Genomic DNA, 24,681 nt, shown 5'->3' on the forward strand with positions numbered 1-24,681 from the left:
GCCCGCCAAGCGGCTTGCCGGCGCCGGTCCGGACGGCTGCCGACTGGAACCACAACGGTGCAAGGCGGGGCCAGCCTGCCCTGTCCCGGCGCATCTCGACCGCCAGGGCTGCGACCTCGCCAGGCGCCATGGGCACCCTGCCAGGCCAGCAGTCATGCGCTCCCCGCGCGCACCGGACCAAGCTGGCGCGGGCCTTGCTAAATCCCTGGCATGGAGCGGTCAACGCCGATCGCCCCCTTCACGACAAAGGCGCCGTGTTCGCCTCCCTCCGGGGAGCGCGACCGGCGCCTTTTCGCTTTCTGGTTTTCGAAGGATCCTTGCCATGACCACTACCCACCTCAAGAGCGTCTGCCCCTACTGCGGCGTCGGCTGCGGGATCGTCATGCAGGTGGAAGACGGTCGGGTCACCAAGGTCAGCGGCGATCGCGACCACCCCGCCAACCGCGGCCGGCTCTGCACCAAGGGCAGCACCAGCCACCAGGCGCTGGTGGACAGCGGGCGCATGGAGCAGGCCTATGTCCGCCACGACCGCTCCCACGAACCGGTGCAGACCGGGCTGGAGCAGGCCATCGCCGCCACCGCCGAGCGCCTGCGCGCCATCCTCGACCGCGACGGACCCGATGCCATCGCCTTCTATGTCTCCGGGCAGATGTCCCTGGAGGCCCAGTACCTGGCGAGCAAGCTGGCGCGGGGCTTCATCGGCACCAACCAGCTCGAATCCAACTCCCGCCTGTGCATGGCCAGTGCCGGCACCGGCTACAAGCTGTCCCTTGGCGCCGACGGTCCGCCCGGCTCCTATGACGACCTCGACCGCGCCGACCTCTTCCTGGTCAGCGGCGCCAACATGGCCGACTGCCATCCCATCCTCTTCCTGCGCTTGCTGGACCGAGTCAAGCGCGGCGCCCGGCTGATCGTCGTCGATCCCCGGCGCACCGCCACCGCCGAGAAGGCCGATCTCTTCCTGCAACTGCGTCCGGGCACCGATCTGCTGCTGCTCAACGGCCTCTTGCACCTCTTGCACGTCGAGGGCTATCTGGACGACGCCTTCATCGCCGCCCATACCGAGGGCTGGGCGGACATGCCCGCCTTTCTCGCCGACTACAGCCCGGCGCGCGTGGCCGCCGGGACGGGGCTGGCCGAGGCGGACATCCGCACCGCGGCGCGCTGGATCGGCGAGGCCGGTGAATGGACCAGTCTCTGGACCATGGGCCTGAACCAGAGCACCCACGGCACCTGGAGCACCAACGCCCTGTGCAACCTGCACCTGGCCACCGGCAAGATCTGCCGCCCCGGCAGCGGCCCCTTCTCCCTGACCGGCCAGCCCAATGCCATGGGCGGGCGCGAGATGGGCTACATGGGGCCCGGCCTGCCCGGCCAGCGCAGCCTGCTGTCCGCCGCCGACCGCGCCTTCGTCGAACGCGCCTGGCGGATTCCGCAAGGCACCCTGCACACCCGCCTGGGCCAGGGCACCGTCGCCCTGTTCGAGGACCTGGCCGCCGGCACCGTGAAGGCCTGCTGGATCATCTGCACCAATCCGGTGGCCAGCGTGGCCAATCGCGAGACCGTCATCCGCGGGCTGCAGGCCGCCGAACTGGTGATCACCCAGGACGCCTTTCTCGACACCGAGACCAACCGCTACGCCGACATCCTCCTGCCCGGCGCGCTCTGGGCCGAGGCCGACGGGGTGATGATCAACTCCGAGCGCAACCTGACCCTGGCCCCCCAGGCCGTCAACCCGCCCGGCGCGGCCCGCGCCGACTGGCAAATCATCGCCGACGTGGCCTGCGCCCTGGGCTATGGCGAACACTTCACCTACGCCTCGGCCGCCGAGGTGTTCGACGAGATCAGGCAGTTCCACAACCCCCAGACCGGCTACGACCTCCGCGGCGCCAGCCATGCCCGGCTGCGCGAGACGCCGCTGCAATGGCCCTGCCCCAGCGAGGAGAGCGATCCGCGCCAGCCGATCCGCTATCGCAACGACGGCCGCAGCCAGACCCTGCGCCTGGATGAAACCGGCGAACCCACCGCGCTCAACTTCGCCACCCCCAGCGGCAAGGCGCAATTCTTCGCTCGCCCGCACCTGGACCCGGCGGAATTGCCGGATGCCGACTACCCCTTCGTGCTCAACACCGGGCGTCTGCAGCACCAGTGGCATACGCTCACCAAGACCGGCAAGATCGCCGCGCTGAATCGCCTCAATCCGGCGCCCTTCGTCGAGGTGCACCCCCAGGACGCCCAGGCGCTGGGGCTCAGCGCGGGCGATCGCCTGGAAATCACCTCGCGGCGCGGTCGCGCGGTGCTGCCGGTGACCGTCAGCGACCGGGTCCAGCCCGGTAACTGCTTCGCGCCCTTTCACTGGGCCGACGTCCAGGGCAGCGACCTGGCCATCAATGCCGTCACCAGCGACGCCGTCGATCCGCTCTCGCTGCAACCGGAACTCAAGGTCTGCGCGGTGCGCCTGACCCGGGTCGCCACCATTCCCCACCGCCAGCTGCCGGCCGACGAGCCGGTCACCGAGAGCGTCCAGCAACCCGCCCTGGCGCGGCTGGCCGATCTCACCGGGGTCGCCACCGCGGTCCGGCCCCAGCTCAGCGCGGCCGAACGCACCTACCTGGCCGGCTTCATGGACGGCCTGCGCGACGGTGGCGCCCAGGGCGTACCCTGCCTGCCGGCCCAGGCGCCGCTGGCCGCCGACACCCGGCTCTGGCTCGATGGCCTGCTCGCCGGGCTGTTCAGCCGCCTGCCGCAAAGCCAGAGCGCCGGCCTGCCCCAGACCGCTATCGCGCCGGCCGATCTGGTGGTGCTCTGGGCTTCCCAGACCGGCAACGCCGAAGCCCTGGCCGAGCGCTGCGTCGCCCGCCTGTGCCAGGCCGGTCTCACCGTCGAATTGCACGACATGGCCGCCTATGCCGTGAAACGCCTGAGCGGTGTCCGCCGCGTCCTGCTGGTGAGCAGCACCTTTGGCGACGGCGAGGCCCCGGACAATGGCCAGGCCTTCTGGCAGGGCCTCGGGCGCCTCGATGCCTCCCTCGCCGAGCTGGACTACGCCGTGCTGGCCCTGGGCGATTCCACCTATGAGCAGTTCTGCGGCCACGGCCAGCGCCTCGACGCCCGCCTGGCCGAACTCGGCGCCCGCCGCCTCTGCCCGCGGCTGGACTGCGACGCCGATGGCCTCGACGCCGCCGACGCCTGGCTGACCGCCCTGCAAGGGCAACTGGCGCCCCAGGCCGCCCAGGTGCCCGTCGCCCCTCCGACCACGACCGGCCGCCCGACGGCGGTGCCCGCGCGGCTGGTCATCAACCGGAGACTCAATGGTGCCGGATCGAACAAGGAGGTGCGGCTGTTCGGTTTCGAATCCGCGCAGCCCCTGACCTACCAGGCCGGCGACGCCTTGAGCGTGAAGGCGCGCAACTGCCCGGAACTGGTCGAGGAGGTCCTCGCCCTCGCCGGCCTGGACGGCGAACAAGCGGTCACGGTAGCCAAGGTCGGCGAGCTGTCGCTGCGCCAGGCCTTGAGCGAACACTATGAGATCGCCCGTCCCAACCCCGAGACCCTGGCGCTGATCGCCGAGCGCAGCGATGCTGCCGAGTGCCGCGCCCTGCTGGGCGACCGGGAGAGACTCAAGACCTGGCTCTGGGGCCGGCAACTGGCCGACGTCCTGGCCCGCTTTCCCGCCCGGCACGACGCCAGCGAATTGCTCGGCAGCCTCAAGCGCCTGCAACCGCGGCTCTACTCCATCGCCTCCAGCCCCCTGGCCCATGCCGGCCAGGTGCACCTCACCGTCTCGGCGGTGCGCTACGGTCAGCGCAAGGGCGTGGCCTCCACCTTTCTCGCCGACCGCCTGCAGGACGCCACCACCGAGGTGCACATCCAGCCTTCACGTCACTTCCGCCTGCCAGACCAGGGCGACGTCCCGCTGATCATGATCGGCCCCGGCACCGGCATCGCGCCCTTCCGCGGCTTTCTACACGAGCGCCGCGCCCGGGGCGACGGGGGCCGCAACTGGCTGTTCTTTGGCGAACAGCACGCCGCCCATGACTTCTACTACCGCGACGAACTGGACGCCTTCCAGCGCGATGGCCTGCTGAGCGAACTGAGCCTGGCCTTTTCCCGCGACCAGGCCGAGAAGATCTATGTGCAGGATCGCCTGCGCGAACGCGGCGCCGAGGTCTGGCGCTGGCTGCAGGACGGCGCCCGCGTCTATGTCTGCGGCGATGCCAGCCGCATGGCCAGGGACGTCGACCAGGCCCTGCGCCAGGTGGTGGCGACCCATGGCCACCTCAGCGACGAGGCCGCCGCCGACTATGTGCGCGGCATGAGCGAGCAGAAGCGCTATCTGAAGGACGTCTACTAGCGCCGGTCGCTATAGCACCGCGCGCACCAGGCGGGTAAAGGCCTCGATGGCCTCACGCTCGCCCAGCGCCCCGCGCACCACGGCCGCGGCCAGAGCCTCGCCGGCGCCGACCAGGCCGATGCAGGACACCTGCAACTCCGCGGCGGACCTCGTGCTGTGCGGCGTGAGCACCGCCGCCACCATCCGGGTGCCGTGCTCCAGCAACTCCTGATACACCGCGGTCTTTTCCTCACTCCCTGCCAGGGCCGCCGCCAGCACGCCGACCTCGCCCTGCATGTCGGTCACGCAACGGATGTAGCCCTCGGCCAGCGCCGCGGTGGCCTCTTCGGCGCTCTGCTGCCGGGCCGTCATGGCCTGGCGAAAGGCATCCATCTGCGCCAGATCGAGCCAGCGATAGAGTTCGATGAGCAGTCCCGAGCGGGTACCGAAATGCTCGTAGACGACCGGCTTGGAAACGCCTGCCTGTACGGCCAGATAGCCCAGGGTCAGGCGATCCGCACCCTCTTCCCGGACGATGAGCCGCGCTGTTTCCAGCAATTGCTGACGCCGCGCCGCCTTAGAAAGACGCCGCGCGGCACCATCGGAGATCGGTTTTTCAGGGATGGATCGCTCTGCCATTGGTCACGTCTTCTTGCAAACCTACTAAAGGTAGGTTAATCCTGATTTAGAACCTACTCTTGGTAGGTTAACGCGGGGAGCAGCTGCTGGCCAGCTGGCGGTACGGTCTCCGCGATCTCAGCACTGCAACCACGAGGACAGCATCATGCCACTGCAACCCATACTCTTTGCCGGCGGTTCGGGCACGGTAGGCCGCCAGGCCGTCCACTGGTTCCGCCAGCGCCAGCCTGACTGGCCGCTGCTGGTGGGGGGCCGCAACCTCGCCACGGCCGAGGACGTCGCCCAGGCCGCCGGCCAGGCCCGGGCAGTGGGCCTGGATCTCGACCAGCCGGGGCTGGGACTGGATCCCGCCCTCGCTCCCGCGGCCATCATCATGCTGGCACCGGATCAGGCCCTGCACGGCCTGCGCCTCGCCCAGCGCCTGGGCATCCCCTATCTCAATGCCAACACCGGCGTCACCGAACTGGGGCCGGAAGTCGCTCTGTTCATGCACCGCCCCGGCGCCCATGCCCTGGTGCTGTCCAGCCACTGGGCTTCGGGCGCCGCCCTGGCGCTGGCGCTCGATCTCGCCCGCCGCTTCACCCGGGTCGCGGCCATCGGGGTGGAGGTCTTGCTGGACGAAGAAGATCCGGCCGGTCCCCTGGCCTGGGAGGACATGGCGCGGGTGCACAGCGCGGCGCCCGCGGCCCTGGCGTTCCGCCATGGGCGCCGCCACTGGCTGAGCGGTGCCGACCTGCAGGGCAGCGTCACGGCGCTGGACGGTCGCACGCTGGCCGCCACGGCCTTTGGCTCCATCGACCTGCTCAGTCTCTGGGCCACCACCGCCGCGCCGGAACTCCGCTTCGACATCGCCATGGGCGAGTCCACCAGCCGCCGGCGGGGCGCGGAAACGGCGGCCGAGATCGCGGTCAGGGTGACCGGTGAAAGGGACGGCCAGACCACCACCGCACGGTCCGTGCTGGAGTTCAGCCAGGGGCAGGCCTCGCTGACCGCCCTCGGGCTGGTGCTGTCGCTGGAGCGGGTATTGGGCCTGGTGGGCGGTAGACCGCTGCCGGCGGGTCTTTATATGCCCGAACAGCTCTGGGCGGCCGACTGGTTCCTGCAGGAGTTGCAACGGGAGGGCGCGGTGCTGCATCACCCGCTGGACGGGCACTGACCGCAGGAAATGGCGGAAGGCAGTGGGAGTCGAACCCACCCGGGAACGGCTGCCGTCCCCAACCGGGTTTGAAGCCCGGCCACGCCACCGGGCGTGATTGCCTTCCTCTGTTGCGCTAACCCTCGGCGGCGCGGGCCCAGGCGCTGTCCGGGCGGACCCGGCGCTCGTCGCCGAAGCGACGGGTGAAACCGATGCGATCCAGGCATTCGAGGATCTGGATGCTGCGCTTTCGACCGATACCAAGGGCATCGCGAAAGGCCGCGGCGCGAATGATCCCTGCTTCGCGCTCCAGGCGCAATGCCTCGCCGGCCGCGGCTTCCAGACTCGCCTGGGGATAGAAGAGATCTTTGACCACCTGGGTCAGTTCCCCCAGCCGGGCCAGTTTGCGCAGCAACAGCCGCACCTCGGCCTCGGGCTGACCCAGGCTCTTGGCGAGATCGCGGGTCCAGGGCGGATCGAAGCGCTGGGCCTCCAGCAGCGGCCAGAGCCGGGCCTTGAGCCCCTCCTCCGCCTCGGTCAGGCGTACCCGGTGATCGGGCAGGTGCAGCCAGGGACCGCTGCTCTGCAAGCGTCCCTCGGCCAGGGCCGTCTCCAGCAGCGCCAGATAGACGGACCGCTCCAGTTCCGGCGCGGCGATGCGGCGCAGGCGATCCCGATCCGGACCCAGCTCGTCGGGTTGCTCCTGGTGAAAGGTGGCCAGCGCCGCGCCCAGGCGCTCGAGCGCCGCCTGCCACAGCGCCGCCGCGAACAGCCGCGGACCGACCCGCGTGTCCACCCTCAGGGTGTCGGCGGGCAATTGCCAGTCGCCTTCGGGGCGGTTGAATTGCCGGGCCAGCAGCCGCGGATCGAGGCCAGCCGCGGCCTGGGCCAGGATTTCGGGCAGGGCTTCCTCCAGGGCGCCCTGCCGCAGCGCCTGGAGTTGCGCCAGGCGCTGCGGGGTGCGGCGATGGCGGGCCGGGGCGAAGGGATCGAGCAGCCGCGCGCCGCCCAGGGTGCGCTGGGCGGACTGGTCGCGCAGCACCAGGCGATCGCCGTGCACCCCGTGCAAAGGCGCATTGAGCACCAGCTGCGCCAGGGCCGTGGCACCCGGGGCGAGACTGTCGCCTTCCAGCAGGGCGACGCGCCCGGTGAGATCCTGGGCGCCGAGGTGCACGTGCACCGGCGTCCAGTGCGCCAGGTTGCGCGCCTCGCCGGGCAGCAGGCGCAGCTCCACGTCGATCCGGGTGGTGGGCGCGTGCAGCGCCTCGGCCACCAGCCAGTCGCCGCGGGCGAGGCTGTCGGTGCTCAGGCGCTCGCCGGCCAGATTGAGCGACACCCGTTGACCGGCCTGGGCGACTTCCGCGGCGCGATTCTGGGCATGCAGTCCCCGCACCCGCAGGCGCTGGCCGCGCGGGGTGAGGAGGAGTTCGTCGCCAACGGCGACCTGGCCGGCAAAGGCGGTGCCGGTGACCACCACGCCGGCCCCGGCGACGCTGAACACCCGGTCCACCGCCAGGCGAAAGCCGCCGCGGGCGTTGCGCTGGCGCACCTGGTCCAGGGCCGCGAGCAGGGCGGCGCGCAGCGCGGGGATGCCGGCGCCGCTGGGGCTGGCCACCGGATACAGCGGCGCCCCGGCGAAGGGCCCGGCAGCCAGCAGCGCATTGACCTCCTGATGCACCTGGGCCAGTCGCTCGGCGTCCACCCGATCGGCCTTGGTCAGAGCCACCAGCAGCCGGGGTATACCGAGCAATTCGAGGATCGCCAGGTGCTCGCGGGTCTGCGGCATGACGCCGTCGTCGGCCGCCACCACCAGCAGGGCCAGATCCAGGCCACTGGCGCCGGCCAGCATGTTGTGCACGAAGCGCTCGTGGCCGGGTACGTCGATGAAGCCGGTGAGGCCGCCGTCGCCCAGATCGGCATAGACATAGCCCAGGTCGATGGTGATGCCACGCGCCTGCTCTTCACGGCGGCGGTCACCGGCGACTCCGGTGAGGGCCTGGATCAGCGCGGTCTTGCCATGGTCGATGTGGCCGGCGGTGCCGATGATCATGGGGACGTTACCAGGCGGATGAACAGGGACGTCATGGCGGCTCCAGGCGGCGGACTGGCGCTCAGGGTAGCGGCGCCCCGCGCGCTCGCCTAGCCGTGACGCTCGCGCAGGAAGGCCACGAAGGCGCGCAGGGGCGCGGGCAACTGGCGGCGATCCGCGTAATAGAGCCGCGGACCGGGAAAGGACGGGGACCAGTCGGCCAGCACTTCCACCAGGTGGCCGTCGGCCAGGGGCGCTGCCAGGTAGTCGGCGAAGGAATAGATGAGGCCGACGCCGTCGAGGGCGGCCTGCAATTCCAGGTCGAGTGTCGAGGCCAGCAGGCGACTGCCCGGCGCGACATTGATGACCTCGCTGCCGCGCTCGAAGCCCCACTGCGCCACCAGGCCACTGGCGAAGCGATGCCCGATGCAGGAATGCCGGACCAGGTCGGCCGGATGCGCCGGTACGCCATGCTGCTCCAGGTAGGCGGGGGTTCCGGCCACGGCGAATCTCTGGGTGACCGGCCCCAGCCGCACGCTGATCATGTCGGCTTCCAGGTGCTCGTCGTAGCGCACCCCGGCGTCGAAACCGGCGGCGAGCACGTCGATCAGCCGGTCCTCGGCCACCACTTCCAGGCGGATACCCGGATGCCGGGCCAGGAAGGGGCCGATCAGCGGTGGCAGCAGCACCCGGGCGACGATGGTGGGCACATTGAGTCTCAGGCTGCCCACGGGACTCTCGCCCTCGGCATTGATGGCGTCCAGTGCGCCCCGCACCTCGCGCAGGGCCGGGGTCAGGCGTTCCAGCAGGCGCTGGCCGGCCGCGGTGGGCGTCACGCTACGGGTGGTGCGGTGCAGCAGGCGCACATCCAGTTCCCGCTCCAGCCGCCGCACCGCATCGCTCAGCGAAGAGGCGGCCACGCCACGCACATAGGCCGCGCCGCGAAAGCTGCGGGCCTCGGCCACGGCGACGAAGGCCGCCAGGTCATCCAGATTCAAGACGCCTCCATTGTACGGCTAGGCGAACAGGTCGTTGTGTCAGGAGCGGATTATCGCACAGCACCCGGACGACTAGAGTGAAGCCTCATCCACCTGACGAGTAATCCCTCATGCAGCAGCGTCGCTTGGGCCGGCAGGGCCCGCTGGTATCCACGCTCGGTCTGGGCTGCATGGGCATGTCCGATCTCTATGGCGCCGCCGACCGTGGCGAGGCCATCGCCACGGTCCAGGCCGCCCTCGAACGCGGCGTCACCCTGTTCGACACCGGTGACTTCTATGGCATGGGCCACAACGAACTGCTCCTGGGCGAAGCCCTGCGCGGTCGGCGGGAGCAGGCGCTGATCAGCGTCAAGTTCGGCGCCCTGCGCGGTCCGGGCGGCGAGTGGCTGGGCTACGACGCCCGGCCGGTGGCGATCAAGAATTTCGTCGCCTACAGCCTCAAGCGCCTGGGCGTGGACCACATCGACATCTATCGCCCGGCGCGGCTGGATCGCCAGGTGCCCATCGAGGACACCATGGGCGCCCTCGCCGAGCTGGTCCAGGCCGGCTACATCCGCCACATCGGCCTGTCGGAAGTGGGCGCCCAGACCCTGCGGCGGGCGGCCGCGGTGCACCCGGTCTGCGACCTGCAGATCGAGTATTCGCTGGTCTCGCGCGGCATCGAGGCCGAGATCCTGCCGACCTGCCGCGACCTGGGCATCGGCATCACCGCCTATGGTGTGCTCTCCCGCGGCCTGCTCAGCGGTCACTGGCGCCAACCCTCCGGCAGCGGCGACTTCCGCGCCCTCAGTCCGCGCTTCCAGCCGGGCAACGTGGAGCGCAACCTGGCGCTGGTAGAAGGCCTGAAGCAATTCGCCGAACGCCGCGGCACCACCCCGGCCCGGCTGGCGGTGGCCTGGGTCGCCGTCCAGGGCGACGACATCGTGCCGCTGGTCGGAGCCCGCCGCCGCGCTCAGCTCGACGAATCCCTCGGTGCGCTAGAGGTGACGCTGAGCGATGCGGATCGCGCCGAACTGGAACGCCTGCTGCCGCCAGGCGCGGTGGCCGGCGATCGCTATGGCGAACACCAGCTGCGCGATCTCGACAGCGAACGCTGAGCCACCCCCGGCAACAGCGGCCCGCCTTGCGCGGGCCGTTGGCGTTGCTAGTCCGCCGCGCGCTCGGCCGGACGCTCCTGCATCAGCACCCAGGGCGCCACCACCACCGCCCACAGGGCCACCTCCGGCGCCTCCAGCCGGCGGCGGGCGCGCTCTTCGTCGACCTTGGCCAGCTGACCCTGCTGCAGCCACTGTCCCACCCGGGCGGCATCGTCCTGGGTCACGGCGATGGCCGCTTCGATCAGGTCCAGCTCGGGCGCCACTTCCAGCAGCACGCCCCGCGCAAAATGCGGTTGCAATTCTTCCCAGCCGATAGCGGCGGTCTGCCCGAGCAGGGTGGCGTAGCGCGTTGCGTGATCGGTCATGGTGCGGGCCTCGCGAAAAGGGCGGATTCTACCGTTGCCCTCCCCGCTTGCCGAGCGCCCGGACGCACGGTCGACAAGTCCGACAAGTTGTCGTCGCCAGCTTTCCAAGACGAACAGACGGTGATTAAACTGCGCGGCGCGTCATAAAGAACAAAATTGGCACATTTTCGCTTCCAACTGCCTCATTAATAAAAGCATTCCGAGTGGAGCACTCATGAAAAAGGCAACTCTGCGTTTCTCCCGCTTGGTCGCGGCCCTGGCCCTGGCCGGCATGGCCAGCCACACCCTGGCAGCCGACACCCTGAAGATCGGCCTGGCCGGCCCCAAGACCGGTCCGGTCGCCCAGTACGGTGACATGGAGTTCATTGGTGCCCAGATGGCCATCGAGCAGATCAACAAGGCAGGCGGCGTCAAGGGCAAGCAACTCGAAGGCGTGATCTACGACGACGCCTGCGATCCCAAGCAGGCCGTGGCGGTTGCCAACAAGATCGTCAACGATGGCGTCAAGTTCGTCGTCGGCCACCTCTGCTCCAGCTCCACCCAGCCGGCCTCCGACATCTACGAAGACGAAGGCATCCTGATGGTGACCCCGGCGGCCACCAGCCCCGACATCACCAACCGCGGCTACAAGCTGATCTTCCGCACCATCGGCCTGGACAACATGCAGGGCCCGACCGCCGGCAAGTTCATCGTCGAGCACGTCAAGCCGAAGATCGTCGCGGTCATCCACGACAAGCAGCAGTACGGCGAAGGCATCGCAACCGCGGTCAAGCAGACCCTGGACAAGGCCGGCGTCAAAGTCGCCATGTTCGAGGGCATCAACTCCGGCGACAAGGACTTCTCCTCGCTGATCGCCAAGCTCAAGCAGGCCAACGTCGACTTCGTCTACTACGGCGGCTACCACCCCGAGCTGGGCCTGATCCTGCGTCAGGCGGCCGAGAAGGGCCTGACCGCCAAGTTCATGGGTCCGGAAGGCGTGGGCAACAGCTCCATCTCCGCCATCGCCGGCAAGGCCTCCGAAGGCCTGCTGGTCACCCTGCCGCGCACCTTCGACCAGGATCCCAAGAACCAGGCCCTGGTGCAGGCGTTCAAGGACAAGAAGCAGGATCCGAGCGGTCCCTTCGTGTTCCCCTCCTACGCCGCCGTGCAGGTCATCGCCGAAGGCATCGCCAAGGCGGGCGACGAGAAGCCCGAGGACGTGGCCAAGGCGCTGCGCAGCAACACCTTCAACACCCCCACCGGCGAGCTGGCGTTCGACGAAAAAGGCGACCTGAAGAACTTCGAGTTCGTGGTCTACGAATGGCACGCCGACGGCACCAAGACTGAAGCCAAGTAAGCCCTGCCTGTAACACCGGAGCCCACCGCCAACGGCGGTGGGCTTCGTTTATCCGCCTCCATCCGAGGCCTGGGACCTGCACCAGAAGTGCACTTGGGTCCCCTGGAGACACCCATGCCCGAGTTCTACCACTACCTGCAACAGCTGGTGAACGGCCTCACGGTCGGCAGCACCTATGCCCTGATCGCCATCGGCTACACCATGGTCTACGGCATCATCGGCATGATCAACTTCGCCCATGGCGAGGTGTACATGATCGGCTCCTACGTGGCTTTCATCGCCATCGCCGGCCTGGCCATGCTGGGCATCCACAGCCTGCCCATCGTCATGCTCGCCGCCTTCGGCGCCAGCATCATCATCGCCAGTGCCTACGGCTACAGCATCGAACGCATCGCCTATCGCCCCCTGCGCGGCGGTAACCGGCTGATCCCGCTGATCTCGGCGATCGGCATGTCGATCTTCCTGCAGAACTGGGTGCTGCTGGCCCAGGACTCCAAGGACAAGTCGATCCCCAACCTGCTGCCGGGCAACTTCATCATCGGCACCGACGCCATGAACGGCGTGGTGATCTCCTATGTGCAGGTGCTGATCTTCATCGTCACCCTGCTCACCATGTTCGGCCTGACCTGGTTCATCTCCCGCTCCCGCCTGGGCCGCGCCTGCCGCGCCTGCGCCGAGGACATCAAGATGGCCAATCTGCTAGGCATCAACACCAATGGCATCATCGCCCTGACCTTTGTCATCGGCGCCACTCTGGCCGCCGTGGCCGCGGTGCTGCTGGGCATCCAGTACGGCGTGATCAACCCGAGCCTGGGTTTCCTGGCCGGCATCAAGGCCTTCACCGCCGCCGTGCTCGGCGGCATCGGCAGCATCCCCGGCGCCATGCTCGGCGGCCTGGTGCTGGGCGTGGCCGAGGCCTTTGGCGCCGACGTCTTCGGTGACCAGTACAAGGACGTAGTGGCCTTCAGCCTGCTGGTGCTGGTGCTGCTGTTCCGCCCCACCGGCATCCTTGGTCGCCCGGAGGTGGAAAAGGTATGAGTGCCCGTTTGCGAACCGCCTTTTTCAGCGCCCTGCTGGTGCTGGCCGTCGCCTACCCCATCCTCGGCCTCAAGCTGGAGACGGTGGGCGTCAACCTCGAAGTGCACGGCGCCACGCCGCGCACCCTCTGGATCGTGGCCCTGGCCGCGGTGCTGATGTTCGTCTGGCAACTGGTGCGCGACCAGGTCACCGCCGGCTGGCGCCGCAGCGGCGGCCTGCCGTTGCCGGCCACCGGCCTGGGCACCAAGCTGACCGAACCCAAGACCCAGCGCTGGGTGATCCTCGGCCTGGTGCTGGTCGCCCTGGTGTGGCCCTTCTATGGCTCGCGCGGCGCGGTGGACATCGCCACCCTGATCCTGATCTACGTGATGCTCGGCCTCGGCCTGAACATCGTGGTGGGCCTGGCCGGTCTGCTCGACCTGGGCTACGTCGGCTTCTATGCCGTCGGCGCCTACACCTACGCCATGCTCTCCCACTACTATGGCCTGGACTTCTGGGTCTGCCTGCCGCTGGCGGGGCTGATGGCGGCGCTGTTCGGCTTCCTGCTCGGCTTCCCGGTGCTGCGCCTGCGCGGCGACTACCTGGCCATCGTCACCCTGGGCTTCGGCGAGATCATCCGCATCCTCTTGCGCAACCTCACCGAATGGACCGGCGGCCCCAACGGCATCAGTGGCATCGACAAGCCGACCCTGTTCGGCCTGACCTTCGAGCGCCGCGCACCCGAGGGCATGACGCCCTTCCACGAGTACTTCGGCATCCCCTACAACTCCGAATACAAGGTGATCTTCCTCTACCTGATCGCCCTGCTGCTGGTGCTGCTGACCCTGTTCGTGATCAATCGCCTCCTGCGCATGCCCATCGGTCGCGCCTGGGAAGCCCTGCGCGAAGACGAGATCGCCTGCCGCGCCCTGGGTCTGAATCCCACGCTGATCAAGCTCTCGGCCTTTACCCTGGGCGCCTGTTTCGCCGGTTTCGCCGGCAGCTTCTTCGCCGCCCGCCAGGGCCTGGTGTCGCCGGAATCCTTCACCTTCATCGAATCGGCCATCATCCTGGCCATCGTGGTGCTGGGCGGCATGGGGTCCCAGCTCGGCGTGATCCTCGCGGCCATCGTGATGATCCTCTTGCCGGAGCTGATGCGTGAATTCAGCGAATACCGCATGTTGATGTTCGGCCTGCTGATGGTCGTGATGATGATCTGGCGTCCGCAAGGCCTGCTCCCGATGCAACGCCCGCACCTGGAGTTGCGCAAATGAGCCAAGCCCTTCTCGATGTCTCCGGCCTGTCCATGAGGTTCGGCGGCCTGCTGGCCGTCAACGGCGTCAACATCCGCGTGGAACAGGGCCAGGTGGTCTCGCTGATCGGTCCCAACGGCGCCGGCAAGACCACGGTGTTCAACTGTCTGACCGGCTTCTACCGGCCCAGTGGCGGCCAGATCCTCCTGCGCGGCGAGGCCATCCAGGGCCTGCCCGGGCACAAGATCGCCCGCAAGGGCGTGGTGCGCACCTTCCAGAACGTCCGCCTGTTCAAGGAAATGACCGCGGTGGAAAACCTGCTGGTGGCCCAGCATCGCCACCTCAATACCGGCTTCCTGGCCGGGCTGTTCAAGACCCCGGCCTTTCGCAAGAGCGAAGCCGAGGCCATGGACTACGCGCGCTTCTGGCTGGAGCAGGTCAACCTCACCGAGTTCGCCAACCGTAACGCCGGCAACCTCGCCTACGGTCAGCAGCGCCGCCTGGAAATCGCCCGCTGCATGATGACCCGCCCGCAGATCCTCATGCTCGACGAGCCGGCCGCCGGCCTCAACCCGCGCGAGACCGAGGACCTCAAGGCGCTCATCGCCCTGCTGCGCGCCGAGCACGGCGTCACCGTGCTCTTGATCGAGCACGACATGCACCTGGTAATGAGCATTTCCGACCACATCGTGGTGATCAACCAGGGTACCCCCCTGGCCGACGGGACGCCGGAGCAGATCCGCAACAACCCCGACGTGATCAAGGCCTACCTGGGCGAATCCTGATGGAGACCTCCATGCTGCAGTTCGACAACGTCTCCACCTTCTACGGCAAGATCCAGGCGCTGCATGGCGTCAGCGTGCAGGTGAACCGGGGCGAGATCGTCACCCTGATCGGCGCCAACGGCGCCGGCAAGTCCACCCTGCTGATGACCCTCTGCGGTACCCCGCGCGCCCATGGCGGCAGCATCCGCTACGAAGGCGAGGAACTGGTCGGCCAGGAAACCGCGCAGATCATGCGCAAGGGCATCGCCGTGGTGCCGGAAGGCCGCCGGGTGTTCGCCCGCCTGACCGTGGAAGAGAACCTGGCCATGGGCGGCTTCTTTACCGACAAGCACGCCTATGACCGCCAGCTGGAGAAGGTCCTCGGCCTCTTCCCGCGCCTCAAGGAGCGCTATGCCCAGCGCGCCGGCACCATGTCCGGCGGCGAGCAGCAGATGCTCGCCATCGGCCGGGCGATGATGAGCGAGCCGCGCCTGCTGCTGCTCGACGAGCCCTCCCTGGGCCTGGCGCCCATCATCATCCAGCAGATCTTCGAGATCATCGAGCAACTGCGCCAGGATGGGGTGACGGTGTTCCTGGTCGAGCAGAACGCCAACCAGGCGCTCAAGCTGGCCGACCGCGGCTATGTGCTGGAGAACGGCCGCATCGTCATGCAGGACAGCGGCGCCGAACTGCTGGCCAACCCGGATGTGCGCAAGGCCTATCTGGGCGGTTGAGCATGTCCTCGCTGCCCGACACGCCTCAACCTCGGCACTGTTGGGCTTCGCTGCGCTCAACCCAACCTACGGCGGCTCGACCGTAGGTTGCGTCTAGACGTCTCCACCGTCGAAGCCCAACAGACACGTAGCATGGAAAACGGCGCAGCCTTTTCCATTGGGGGCTTCGCGGCAAAGCGCGCCCTCACCCCAACCCTCTCCCACAGGGAGAGGGGGCGATCCATGCAATACCTAGGTTGGGTTGAGACGGCTTCATCGTCGAAGCCCGACAATGCCTGCTCGAATACCGGCGCTGTTGGGCTTCGCTGCGCTCAACCCAACCTACGGCGGCTCGACCGCAGGTTGAGTTGAGACACCTCCATCGTCGAAGCCCGACAGACACGTAGCGTGGAAAACGGCGCAGCCTTTTCCACTGGGGGTTCCGCGGCGAAGCGCGCCCTCACCTCAGCCCTCTCCCGCAGGGAGAGGGGGCTGTCCGCGCAGGCGTTCAGCATTATCGCCCCCACTACCCCAACGCCTCGAGGCGCTGCCGACTGCGCTCGAACCAGTCGCTCAGGGCCTCCGCCACCACTCTGGTGCGCTTGGGCAACCCGCCCTGGTAGGGATGCACCAGAAACAGCGGCTGGCTGGGGGTGCGCCATTCCCGGAGCAGCCAGACCAGGGCGCCACTGGCCAGCTCTTCGTGCACCATGAACGACGGCAGCCGGGCGATGCCCTGCCCGGCCAGGGCCGCCTGCTTGAGTAGGCTGTAATGGTTGCAGGAAAGACTGGGCTCCACCTGGACGCGGCTGAGCTGATGGTCGCGGTGATAGAGCCAGACCTCGCCCTGGGCATAGTGGTTGTTCACCAGGCAGCGCTGCTCTAACAGGTCCTCGGGCCGCTCTGGCAGCGTACGCTCCCGCAAATAGCCCGGCGCCGCGCAGGTCACCTCCTGCATGGCGAACAGCGGGCGGGCGACCAGGCGCTCGTCCGGCTCCAGCCGGGCGCGGATCGCCAGGTCGAAGCCCTCGGCCACCAGGTCGCGATAGCCGTTGTCCAGCACCAGGTCCAGCTGGATGGCGGGATGGGCGGCGCGACAGGCCAGCAGCACCTCGAAAAAGGTGTAGCCCAGGGACACCGGCACGGTCAGGCGCACCGGGCCGGCGGCTTCCTCCTGCAGCCGGGCCACGCTCTGCAGGGCCCGCTCGCGCTGGCGCACCAGGGCCTGGGCCTCCGGCAGCAGGGCACGACCGGCGGGGGTGGGAGCGAGGCGGCGGGTGGTGCGGTGCAGCAGCTGGGTCTCCAGCCGTGTCTCCAGCGCCCGGATGCGCTTGGACAGCTGGCCCTTGCTGCAGCCCAGGCGCTCGGCCGCACGGGTGAAGCTGCCGCTGTCACAGAGGATGGCGAAGGCGGAGAGATCGGTGAAGTCGTCCTGCATCGTTTCCTCCTGGAAACACTGGATTGCCATTCAGGCGATTTATCCGGGCAATGGGCCATTCTAGGCTGAGGACTCCCTTCCCTTCACGGAGCCACTCCCATGAAAATCATCCTCGTCGGTGCCAGCGGGACCCTGGGCAGCGCCATCGCCGAACGCCTGGGCAGCCGCCATGACCTGATCCGCGTCGGTCGCCGATCCGGCGACCTGCAGGTCGACATTACTCAACCCGAGTCCATCCGTGCCCTCTTCGCCCAGGTGGGTCGTTTCGATGCCCTGGTCAGCGCGGTGGGTTCGGTGACCTTCGCCCCCTTCACCGAGATGACGCCCGAGGCGTACCAGAAAGGCCTGCAGGACAAGCTCATGGGCCAGGTCAACCTGGTGCTGCTCGGCCAGCAGCAGGCCGCCGAGGGCGCCTCCTTTACCCTGACCACCGGGATTCTCAGCGAACAGCCCATCGCCCAGGGCAGCTCGGCGGCCATGGTCAACGCGGCGCTGGAAGGCTTCGTCCGCGGTGCGGCCATCGAGTTGCCCCACGGTCAGCGCCTCAACGCGATCAGCCCGACGGTGCTGCAGGAGTCCCTGGGCCACTACGGCGATTTCTTCCGCGGTTTCAAGGCGGTCAGCGGCGCCGAGGCCGCCCTGGCCTACGAACGCAGCGTGGAAGGACGGGAAACCGGCAAGACGTATCGCGTCTGGTAAGTCCTTGAGCTCGCGGCGCTGTCTGAGTAACGTGTGCCCACCTCAGTCGGAGTCCTGCGATGCCAGCGCCGCGTGCCATCTTTCCCCTAGCCCTGCTCGGCCTCCTCGGCGGCTGCAGCCTGTTCCAGAGCGACGACACCCCGCGTGCACCGGGCGGCGAGCGCCTACAGGGCGATCTGCGCTGGAGCGGTGACCAGCTGCTGTTCCGCCCCTGCCAGGAACAGCGCTTCTTCGACGTCACCGACGCCAACAACACCGCCATCCTGCGCGATGCCCACGAACTGGCCGCCGACAGTGGCGCCGCTTCGCTGTTCGCCGACCTGCGCGGCAAGCTCAAGTCCGGCGGTCGCGATGGCGCCCAAGGCGTGTTCGCCGTCACCGACGTCTACCGCGTGCAATACAGCGGACCGGGTTGCAGCGATCCCAACTTCAAGCGCACCGCCATGAACGCCGGTGGCCATGGACCGGACTGGAGCGTCCAGGTCAGCAACCAGGGCATGCTGGTCAGCACCGCCGGCCAGCAGCGCCGCGCCCTGCCCTTCGTCCAGGAAGAACTGCCGGGCGGCATGCGCGCCCTGTCCACCGAGGCCAATGGCGAGAAGGTCGAGCTGTGGATCAATCCGCGGCGCTGCGTGGACGGTCGTACCGGCACCGTGCAGTCGCTGCAGGCCGAACTGCGCATCAATGGCCAGACCTGGCAGGGCTGCGCCTTCTATGGTGGTGCCGGCAATCCCACCTGACATAGGCGTTCGCGCGATGCTTAGCGCGATCCCTTTGGCATCTCCCGCTTTACGTTTAGCGTCGCGCGCCCCAAGGGTCTAGTCTAGCGACGGCAAGGTTTCATCCGCTTCGCTTGGTCACTTCCAGGTTCCACCAGGCGAAGGCATAGGAACGCTCATCCAGCCAGGGTTCAGGCATGCCAACATCTTCAGCGTCCCGCAGCGGCTTACCACGTCGGCGGGGCCATACCGTCCTCCTGCGGCTGTTTCCGGCGCTCTGCGTACTGCTCCTGGGTCTCATCGGCCTGGGTTGCTATCTGCTGGTCGACAATGCCGTGCGCCAGGATGCCACCGTCGCCCAGCACACCGAGCGCGCCGTTGGCCGCACCTTCACGCGCCTCGACGAAGAGGTCGCCCGCAATCTGATCGACTACAGCAAATGGGACGAAGCCTATCGCCGCCTCCATCAGGAACTGGATACTGACTGGGCCTACGATCAGGGCAACCTCGGCGAATCCCTGTACCGCGTCTATGGCTATGAAGGGGTGCTGGTGTTCGACGGCCAGGACCGACCCCGCTATCGCCTGCTCGATGGCCAGCTGGCCGATCCCGCTACGCCCTGGCTGCAGGGCGACATCGCCGGCCTGCTGGCGGCGGCGCGCAGCGCCGACGCCCGCGCCGGCAGCGTGTCCGGCGTGCTGACCGTAGCCGGGATGCCGGCGCTGGTGGCCGCCGCCGCCATCACTCCGGGCGACCAGGCCGGCGTTCGCCCCCAGGAGGCGCCAGCCTCGGTACTGGTCTTCGTCAATGTGCTCAGTCCCGCCCGGCTGGCGGCCCTGAGCGAAGCCAACAACCTGCCGCCGCTGAGCATCAGCGCCAACGGTGCCGGCAGCCGCGCCAGTTGGCAACTGCCGGGTTCCAGCTATCAGCTGACCTGGCGCCCACCGCGTCCGGGGCTGTGGCTGATGCAACAGACCCTGCCGCTGTTTGGTGGCGGGGTGCTGATCCTGCTGCTGGGACTGATCTGGCTGTTTCGCCAGGCGCTGATCTCGATGCGCCAGCTGGATGCCCAGTACGATGACCTGCTGGCCAGCCGCAGCGAACTGGCCATCGGCGAGCGGCGCTTCCGCGACATCGCCGAGGCCACCTCGGACTGGCTGTGGGAGGTCGACGCCACGCTGCGCCTGGTCTATGTCTCGGATCGCTTCGCCGAGGTCACCGGGGAAGCCACCGAGCGCTGGCTCGGCCGGCCGCTCAACGAACTGCTCACCCCCCATGCCGACACCCTGGCGCACTGGCTCGCCGGCCAGGCCCACGATCGCAAGCCATGCCCGCCGCTGGTCTGTCACTACCTGGACGGCAACGGCCGCGAACGCACCTGCCGGGTCGCCGCGCGGGCCATTCCCGAAGGCGGCTACCGCGGCACCGTCACCGATCTCACCGACGAGATCGAGGCCCTGGCCCAGGTCCAGCACCTGTCCTGGCACGATCCCCTGACCGGCCTGCCCAACCGCCATCGCCTGCACCAATTTCTCGCCACCCACCTGGAAGGCCCGGAGCCCCGGCCCCTGGCGCTGATCAGCCTGGACCTGGATAGATTCAAGACGGTCAACGACGCCCTTGGCCATGCGGCCGGCGATCAGGTCCTGCAGGAAGCGGCGCAGCGCCTGCGGCAGAACGTGACCGCCACCGACCTGGTGGCGCGCCTGGGCGGCGACGAATTCTGCGTGGTGCTCAGTGGCAATCGCGATCCCGCTGCCATCGCCGACCTCTGTCGACGGCTGGTGGAGCAGTTGCGCCAACCCTTCCGCCTCGGCGAGCAGCGGGTCTTCATCGGCAGCAGCCTGGGCGTGGCTCTGGCGCCGCGGGATACCGGCATCCCGGCGGAATTGCTGCGCCTGGCCGACATCGCCCTCTACCAGGCCAAGGCCGCTGGCCGCGGCACCTGGCGCTTCCACGAACCGGCCATGAACGAGCAGGTGCTCCTGCGCCGGCAGCTGGAACAGGATCTGCGCCAGGCCCTGCGCGAGGATCGCCTCAGTCTCTACTACCAGCCGCGTCGTTGCCTGGCCGATGGTAGCCTGCGCGGCTTCGAGGCGCTGGTGCGCTGGGAGCACCCGACCCAGGGCCTGCTGGAGCCGCTGGACTTCCTGACCCTGGCCGAGGACGCCGGCCTCGGGCAGCGCCTGGGGCGCTGGGTGCTGGAGACCGCCTGCCACGATGCCCAGGGCTGGCCGGAACGCCTCTCGGTGTCGGTCAATCTGTCGCCGCAGCAATTCCACGCCAACGAAGATCCGGTGCAGACCGTGGCCGAGGCGCTCTACCAAAGCGGCCTGGCGGCCTCGCGCCTGGAGCTGGAGCTCACCGAACGCACCTTGCTGGATCCGGCCGCCGACGTGGCCAACACCCTGGGCGCGCTCAAGGGCTTGGGCGTGCGCCTGTGCCTGGACGACTTCGGTTCCGGCTTGTGCTCCCTGGCCTACCTGCGCCGCTATCCGCTGGACGGCATCCGCCTCGACCGCAGCCTGATCGCCCGGCACCACCAGGCGCCAGAAGACAGCGCCCTGGTGCGGGCCATGATCGATCTCGGTCGTTCGCTGGGGCTGAAGGTGACTCTCAAGGGCGTGGAAGACGCCGAGCACCTGCGCCAGCTGCAGCACCTGCCGGCGGACGAGATCCAGGGCTTCCACTGCGGCGCGCCGCTACCGGCCGATCGGCTGGGCGCCTGGCTGGACGAAGGAGTGGCGGAGCCGTTGAGCTGAAGGGGTGCGCCGGGCGCCTAGCGCTCGGCCACCATGCTGCCCTCGCCCGCCGCACCGCGTCGCTGGTTGCGGTCGTCGCGAGGAGTGACGCCAAAGAAGTTGCGATAGGCGCTGGAGAAGTGCGGCCCCGACGAGAAGCCGCAGGACAGGCCGATCTGGATGATCGACTTGCTGGTCTGGGTGAGCATCTTGCGCGCCCGATTCAGCCGCAATTCCAGGTAGTACTGGCTGGGCACCCGCGCCAGGTACTGCTTGAAGATCCGCTCCAGTTGCCGTCGGGACACGCAGACGTGCTGGGCGATCTCGTCGGTGGTGAGGGGCTCTTCGATATTGGCCTCCATCAACATCACCGCCTGGGTCAGCTTGGGATGACTCGACCCCAGGCGATTCTTCAGCGGAATGCGCTGCCGCTCGCTGCCTTCGCGCAGCCGCTCGACGATCAGCTCCTCGGCGATGGTGCCGGCCTGTTCGGCGTCGCGATCACGGCCGATCATGGCCAGCAGTAGATCGAGGATGGCCAGGCCGCCACAGGCGGTCAGGCGATCGCGGTCCCACTCGTAGAGGTGGTGGGTGGCGATGACCTTGGGAAATTGCTCGCTGAATTCCTCCAGCCAGCGCCAGTGCACGGCGGCGCGATGCCCGTCGAGCAGACCGAGCTGGGCGAGGATGTGCACCCCGGCGGAGAAACCTCCCATCACCACCCCGGCCCGGGCGGTCTGGCGCAGGGCCGCGGCCAGCGGCGGCGGCAGCGCGGGCGAGGGTTCGTCGGCCAGCACGAAGAGGCGATCCAGGCGTTCCAGCTGCCCTTCCCAGTGGCCACCCGGCAGGCGCGGCTGCAACTCGCTGCCGGCCTGCAGAAAGCGCACCTCGTAGGGCGTATCGCTCGAATGGCGAGCGGCGAGTTCCAGCGCTTCCTCGACCAGGCCCACGGTCAGCGGACGAACGTCGGGCCACAGCAGAAAGGCGATGCGGATGGTCATCTAACGTCTGGCTTCCTGTCGAGAGCGGCGGGGGCGACCGATCCGGGGCCCGCGCGCCATGAAACCCTTGTGGGGTGGCACGCATGGTACGCCGGAGCGCTGCCCCTGTCCCGGCCTTTGCCCGGGGAGTGGACCGGTGTGCCCTCCGGTCCGCCGGCTGGCGCGATTCTAGCGCCAGCGCAACGGCCAGGGCTTTTGCCCTGGCGACAACTCCTTACAGGACCGCCAAAAACAAACCGCCCGCTACCGGGACGATAGCGGGCGGTTGGCGGAGCCGTCGAATCAGGCGACGGCCTGGCTCATCTGCTGGTGGGTGCCGACCAGATGCTGGACCACGCCCGGGTCGGCCAGGGTGGAGATGTCGCCGAGGGCGTCGTATTCACCCACGGCGATCTTGCGCAGGATCCGCCGCATGATCTTGCCGGAGCGGGTCTTGGGCAGCCCCGGCGCCCACTGGATGACATCGGGCGTGGCGATCGGACCGATCTCCTTGCGCACCCACTGCTTGAGCTCCTGGCGCAGGGCCTCGTTGCCTTCCTCGCCCTGGTTGAGGGTCACGTAGACATAGATGCCCTGGCCCTTGAGGTCGTGGGGCATACCCACCACCGCGGCCTCGGCGACCTTGGGATGGGCCACCAGGGCGCTCTCGATCTCGGCGGTACCCATGCGGTGGCCGGAGACGTTGAGCACGTCGTCGACGCGACCAGTGATCCAGTAGTAGCCGTCTTCGTCGCGGCGGGCGCCGTCACCGGTGAAGTACATACCCTTGAAGGTCTTGAAGTAGGTGTCGACGAAGCGGTCGTGGTCGCCATAGATGGAGCGCGACTGGCCCGGCCAGGAATCGAGGATCACCAGGTTGCCTTCCACGGCGCCGTCGAGCAGGTTGCCTTCGTTGTCCACCAGCGCCGGCTGGATGCCGAAGAACGGACGGGTCGCCGAACCGGGTTTCTGGCCAATGGCGCCGGGCAGCGGGCTGATGAGGATGCCGCCGGTCTCGGTCTGCCACCAGGTGTCGACGATGGGGCAGCGCTCCTGGCCCACGGTCTTGTAGTACCAGTGCCAGGCCTCGGGGTTGATGGGCTCCCCCACCGAACCGAGCAGGCGCAGGCTGCTGCCATCGACGCCGCGCATGGCCGCATCGCCCTGGGCCATCATGGCGCGGATGGCGGTGGGCGCGGTGTAGAGGACGTTGACCTGGTGCTTGTCCACCACCTGGCCCATGCGGGTGACGTCCGGGTAGTTGGGCACCCCTTCGAACAGCAGGGTGGTGGCGCCATTGGCCAGGGGGCCGTAGACGATGTAGCTGTGGCCGGTGATCCAGCCGACGTCGGCGGTGCACCAGTAGACCTCGCCCGGGCGATAGTCGAAGACCCGCTCGTGGGTCAGGGCGGCGTAGGTCAGGTAGCCGCCGGTGGTGTGCAGGATGCCCTTGGGCTTGCCGGTGGAACCGGAGGTATAGAGGATGAACAGCGGCGCCTCGGCGGACATCTCCTTGGGCTCGCAATGTTCCGGGGCCACCGAGGTGATGTCCTCGTACCAGACGTCGCGGTGGCGGTGCCAGGCGATGTCGGCGCCGGTGCGCTTGCAGACGATCACCTTGCGCACCGAATAGGTGGCCGGGTTGGTCAGGGCCTCGTCGACGTTGGCCTTGAGAGGGATCTTGCGGCCGCCGCGCACGCCTTCGTCGGCGGTGATCACCAGCTTGGACTGGCAGTCGCTGATGCGGCCGGCCAGGGATTCGGGGGAGAAGCCGCCGAACACCACCGAGTGCACCGCGCCGATACGGGCGCAGGCCAGCATGGCCACCACGGCCTCGGGGATCATCGGCATGTAGATGGTCACCACGTCGCCGCGGTGGATGTCCTGGCCGCGCAGGGCGTTGGCCAGCTGGCAGACCTCGCGATGCAGTTCGCGGTAGGTGATGTGGCGGCTGTCGGCCGGATCGTCGCCTTCCCAGATGATGGCGGTCTGGTCGCCGCGGGTTTCCAGGTGGCGATCCAGGCAATTGTAGGAGGCGTTCAGGGTGCCATCGGCGAACCACTGGATGTCGACGCGATGATCGTCGAAGGAGGTCTGCTTGACCCGACTGAACGGCTTGATCCAGTCCAGGCGCTGGGCCTGCTCGCGCCAGAAGCCATCGGGGTTGAGGATGGACTGCTGGTACAGGCGGCGATAGGTGACTTCATCGGTCAGGGTCCGGGAAGCGACTTCCGCGCGGACCGGGTAGAAAGCGGCACTCATGGGACGATCTCCTCGGCGGGAAACTGTTGTTCTTGTTGTGTTCCGTTGTACGGCGCGCACCGGTTTCGGACCATTCGACCATGGTCGGACGGGACGCCGGGAGCTGACCGGCGGGTCTGTTACCCTTGGCCTCCGGTGATTTTTTTCCCCTCAAGGAGCGCCC

The 24,681-nt window shown here is 68.4% G+C and carries 18 protein-coding genes and 1 tRNA gene; 11 read left to right on the forward strand and 8 right to left on the reverse strand.

Features of this window, described 5'->3' with window-relative positions:
• Positions 1-322 precede the first annotated feature (322 nt).
• A complete protein-coding gene (locus tag CFE50_RS09330) occupies positions 323-4,354 on the forward strand; it encodes a bifunctional nitrate reductase/sulfite reductase flavoprotein subunit alpha (RefSeq protein ID WP_286732924.1) in 4,032 nt (1,343 codons plus the stop codon).
• 9 nt (positions 4,355-4,363) lie between these two features.
• Here the strand turns inward: CFE50_RS09330 and CFE50_RS09335 are convergent, their stop codons facing one another.
• Positions 4,364-4,972, reverse strand: coding sequence for a TetR/AcrR family transcriptional regulator (locus tag CFE50_RS09335; RefSeq protein WP_267398170.1), 609 nt, complete (start codon positions 4,970-4,972; stop codon positions 4,364-4,366).
• Positions 4,973-5,117: 145 nt separating this feature from the next.
• Here CFE50_RS09335 and CFE50_RS09340 point away from each other — a divergent pair, with 145 nt between their 5' ends.
• Positions 5,118-6,128 carry a hypothetical protein gene (locus CFE50_RS09340; protein ID WP_286732927.1) on the forward strand — a complete coding sequence of 337 codons (1,011 nt, stop codon included), beginning with the start codon at positions 5,118-5,120 and terminating at the stop codon, positions 6,126-6,128.
• A 10-nt stretch (positions 6,129-6,138) separates the two neighbouring features.
• On the opposite strand, the gene CFE50_RS09345 is transcribed toward CFE50_RS09340, so the two are convergent.
• The 3 genes from CFE50_RS09345 to CFE50_RS09355 form a co-directional block, all read right to left on the reverse strand.
• Positions 6,139-6,234 (reverse strand) — tRNA-Sec (locus CFE50_RS09345).
• Positions 6,235-6,243: 9 nt separating this feature from the next.
• On the reverse strand, positions 6,244-8,157 hold the full coding sequence (gene selB, locus CFE50_RS09350; protein WP_286732928.1) for a selenocysteine-specific translation elongation factor: 1,914 nt from the start codon (positions 8,155-8,157) through the stop codon (positions 6,244-6,246).
• Positions 8,158-8,246: 89 nt separating this feature from the next.
• On the reverse strand, positions 8,247-9,134 hold the full coding sequence (locus CFE50_RS09355) for a LysR family transcriptional regulator (protein ID WP_286732929.1): 888 nt from the start codon (positions 9,132-9,134) through the stop codon (positions 8,247-8,249).
• Between the two features lie 110 nt (positions 9,135-9,244).
• Between CFE50_RS09355 and CFE50_RS09360 the strand changes: the two genes are divergently transcribed.
• Positions 9,245-10,231 carry an aldo/keto reductase gene (locus CFE50_RS09360; protein ID WP_286732931.1) on the forward strand — a complete coding sequence of 329 codons (987 nt, stop codon included), beginning with the start codon at positions 9,245-9,247 and terminating at the stop codon, positions 10,229-10,231.
• A 47-nt stretch (positions 10,232-10,278) separates the two neighbouring features.
• Here the strand turns inward: CFE50_RS09360 and CFE50_RS09365 are convergent, their stop codons facing one another.
• Positions 10,279-10,596 carry a DUF2288 domain-containing protein gene (locus CFE50_RS09365; protein WP_241807666.1) on the reverse strand — a complete coding sequence of 106 codons (318 nt, stop codon included), beginning with the start codon at positions 10,594-10,596 and terminating at the stop codon, positions 10,279-10,281.
• Positions 10,597-10,810: 214 nt separating this feature from the next.
• On the opposite strand from CFE50_RS09365, the gene CFE50_RS09370 reads away from it, so the two are divergent.
• The 5 genes from CFE50_RS09370 (at position 10,811) to CFE50_RS09390 (ending at position 15,700) form a co-directional block, all read left to right on the forward strand.
• Positions 10,811-11,932, forward strand: a complete 1,122-nt coding sequence (locus tag CFE50_RS09370; RefSeq protein WP_286732935.1) for a branched-chain amino acid ABC transporter substrate-binding protein — start codon at positions 10,811-10,813, stop codon at positions 11,930-11,932.
• 114 nt (positions 11,933-12,046) lie between these two features.
• Positions 12,047-12,970 (forward strand): high-affinity branched-chain amino acid ABC transporter permease LivH, encoded by a 924-nt coding sequence (livH, locus tag CFE50_RS09375; RefSeq protein WP_007159571.1) that lies wholly within the window; start codon positions 12,047-12,049, stop codon positions 12,968-12,970.
• Positions 12,967-14,223 carry a high-affinity branched-chain amino acid ABC transporter permease LivM gene (locus tag CFE50_RS09380; protein ID WP_286732939.1) on the forward strand — a complete coding sequence of 419 codons (1,257 nt, stop codon included), beginning with the start codon at positions 12,967-12,969 and terminating at the stop codon, positions 14,221-14,223. The genes livH and CFE50_RS09380 overlap by 4 nt, the downstream gene beginning before the upstream one ends.
• Positions 14,220-14,987, forward strand: coding sequence for a high-affinity branched-chain amino acid ABC transporter ATP-binding protein LivG (gene livG, locus CFE50_RS09385; RefSeq protein ID WP_278387384.1), 768 nt, complete (start codon positions 14,220-14,222; stop codon positions 14,985-14,987). Before CFE50_RS09380 ends, livG begins: the two co-directional genes overlap by 4 nt.
• Before the next feature lie 11 nt (positions 14,988-14,998).
• On the forward strand, positions 14,999-15,700 hold the full coding sequence (locus CFE50_RS09390; RefSeq protein ID WP_007159574.1) for an ABC transporter ATP-binding protein: 702 nt from the start codon (positions 14,999-15,001) through the stop codon (positions 15,698-15,700).
• Positions 15,701-16,205: 505 nt separating this feature from the next.
• On the opposite strand, the gene CFE50_RS09395 is transcribed toward CFE50_RS09390, so the two are convergent.
• Positions 16,206-17,117, reverse strand: coding sequence for a LysR family transcriptional regulator (locus tag CFE50_RS09395; protein ID WP_286732947.1), 912 nt, complete (start codon positions 17,115-17,117; stop codon positions 16,206-16,208).
• 99 nt (positions 17,118-17,216) lie between these two features.
• Here CFE50_RS09395 and CFE50_RS09400 point away from each other — a divergent pair, with 99 nt between their 5' ends.
• The 3 genes from CFE50_RS09400 (at position 17,217) to CFE50_RS09410 (ending at position 21,297) form a co-directional block, all read left to right on the forward strand.
• On the forward strand, positions 17,217-17,816 hold the full coding sequence (locus tag CFE50_RS09400; protein WP_286732950.1) for a short chain dehydrogenase: 600 nt from the start codon (positions 17,217-17,219) through the stop codon (positions 17,814-17,816).
• A gap of 59 nt (positions 17,817-17,875) precedes the next feature.
• Positions 17,876-18,556, forward strand: a complete 681-nt coding sequence (locus CFE50_RS09405; RefSeq protein WP_007159577.1) for a lipoprotein — start codon at positions 17,876-17,878, stop codon at positions 18,554-18,556.
• 176 nt (positions 18,557-18,732) lie between these two features.
• Complete coding sequence (locus CFE50_RS09410) at positions 18,733-21,297, forward strand: bifunctional diguanylate cyclase/phosphodiesterase (protein WP_286732954.1); 2,565 nt, start codon at positions 18,733-18,735, stop codon at positions 21,295-21,297.
• 17 nt (positions 21,298-21,314) lie between these two features.
• On the opposite strand, the gene CFE50_RS09415 is transcribed toward CFE50_RS09410, so the two are convergent.
• Entirely contained in the window at positions 21,315-22,277 is a 963-nt protein-coding gene (locus tag CFE50_RS09415; protein ID WP_007159579.1) for a GlxA family transcriptional regulator, read from the reverse strand.
• Positions 22,278-22,559: 282 nt separating this feature from the next.
• Positions 22,560-24,518, reverse strand: coding sequence for an acetate--CoA ligase (gene acs, locus CFE50_RS09420; protein WP_007159580.1), 1,959 nt, complete (start codon positions 24,516-24,518; stop codon positions 22,560-22,562).
• Positions 24,519-24,681 lie beyond the last annotated feature (163 nt).

The organism is Pseudomonas sp. PGPPP4 (assembly GCF_002256045.1).
Taxonomy (GTDB): Bacteria; Pseudomonadota; Gammaproteobacteria; order Pseudomonadales; family Pseudomonadaceae; genus Chryseomonas; species Chryseomonas oryzihabitans.

Excerpts from the sequence above, each read along its gene's own strand:
- CFE50_RS09415 (WP_007159579.1), bottom strand. The coding sequence starts at position 22,277 with ATGACCATCCGCATCGCCTTTCTGCTGTGGCCCGACGTTCGTCCGCTG.
- selB (WP_286732928.1), bottom strand. The coding sequence starts at position 8,157 with ATGATCATCGGCACCGCCGGCCACATCGACCATGGCAAGACCGCGCTG.
- CFE50_RS09380 (WP_286732939.1), top strand. The coding sequence starts at position 12,967 with ATGAGTGCCCGTTTGCGAACCGCCTTTTTCAGCGCCCTGCTGGTGCTG.
- livH (WP_007159571.1), top strand. The coding sequence starts at position 12,047 with ATGCCCGAGTTCTACCACTACCTGCAACAGCTGGTGAACGGCCTCACG.
- CFE50_RS09405 (WP_007159577.1), top strand. The coding sequence starts at position 17,876 with ATGCCAGCGCCGCGTGCCATCTTTCCCCTAGCCCTGCTCGGCCTCCTC.
- CFE50_RS09340 (WP_286732927.1), top strand. The coding sequence starts at position 5,118 with ATGCCACTGCAACCCATACTCTTTGCCGGCGGTTCGGGCACGGTAGGC.
- CFE50_RS09370 (WP_286732935.1), top strand. The coding sequence starts at position 10,811 with ATGAAAAAGGCAACTCTGCGTTTCTCCCGCTTGGTCGCGGCCCTGGCC.
- CFE50_RS09365 (WP_241807666.1), bottom strand. The coding sequence starts at position 10,596 with ATGACCGATCACGCAACGCGCTACGCCACCCTGCTCGGGCAGACCGCC.
- CFE50_RS09400 (WP_286732950.1), top strand. The coding sequence starts at position 17,217 with ATGAAAATCATCCTCGTCGGTGCCAGCGGGACCCTGGGCAGCGCCATC.
- CFE50_RS09360 (WP_286732931.1), top strand. The coding sequence starts at position 9,245 with ATGCAGCAGCGTCGCTTGGGCCGGCAGGGCCCGCTGGTATCCACGCTC.
- CFE50_RS09395 (WP_286732947.1), bottom strand. The coding sequence starts at position 17,117 with ATGCAGGACGACTTCACCGATCTCTCCGCCTTCGCCATCCTCTGTGAC.
- CFE50_RS09390 (WP_007159574.1), top strand. The coding sequence starts at position 14,999 with ATGCTGCAGTTCGACAACGTCTCCACCTTCTACGGCAAGATCCAGGCG.
- livG (WP_278387384.1), top strand. The coding sequence starts at position 14,220 with ATGAGCCAAGCCCTTCTCGATGTCTCCGGCCTGTCCATGAGGTTCGGC.
- CFE50_RS09410 (WP_286732954.1), top strand. The coding sequence starts at position 18,733 with ATGCCAACATCTTCAGCGTCCCGCAGCGGCTTACCACGTCGGCGGGGC.
- CFE50_RS09330 (WP_286732924.1), top strand. The coding sequence starts at position 323 with ATGACCACTACCCACCTCAAGAGCGTCTGCCCCTACTGCGGCGTCGGC.
- CFE50_RS09335 (WP_267398170.1), bottom strand. The coding sequence starts at position 4,972 with ATGGCAGAGCGATCCATCCCTGAAAAACCGATCTCCGATGGTGCCGCG.
- acs (WP_007159580.1), bottom strand. The coding sequence starts at position 24,518 with ATGAGTGCCGCTTTCTACCCGGTCCGCGCGGAAGTCGCTTCCCGGACC.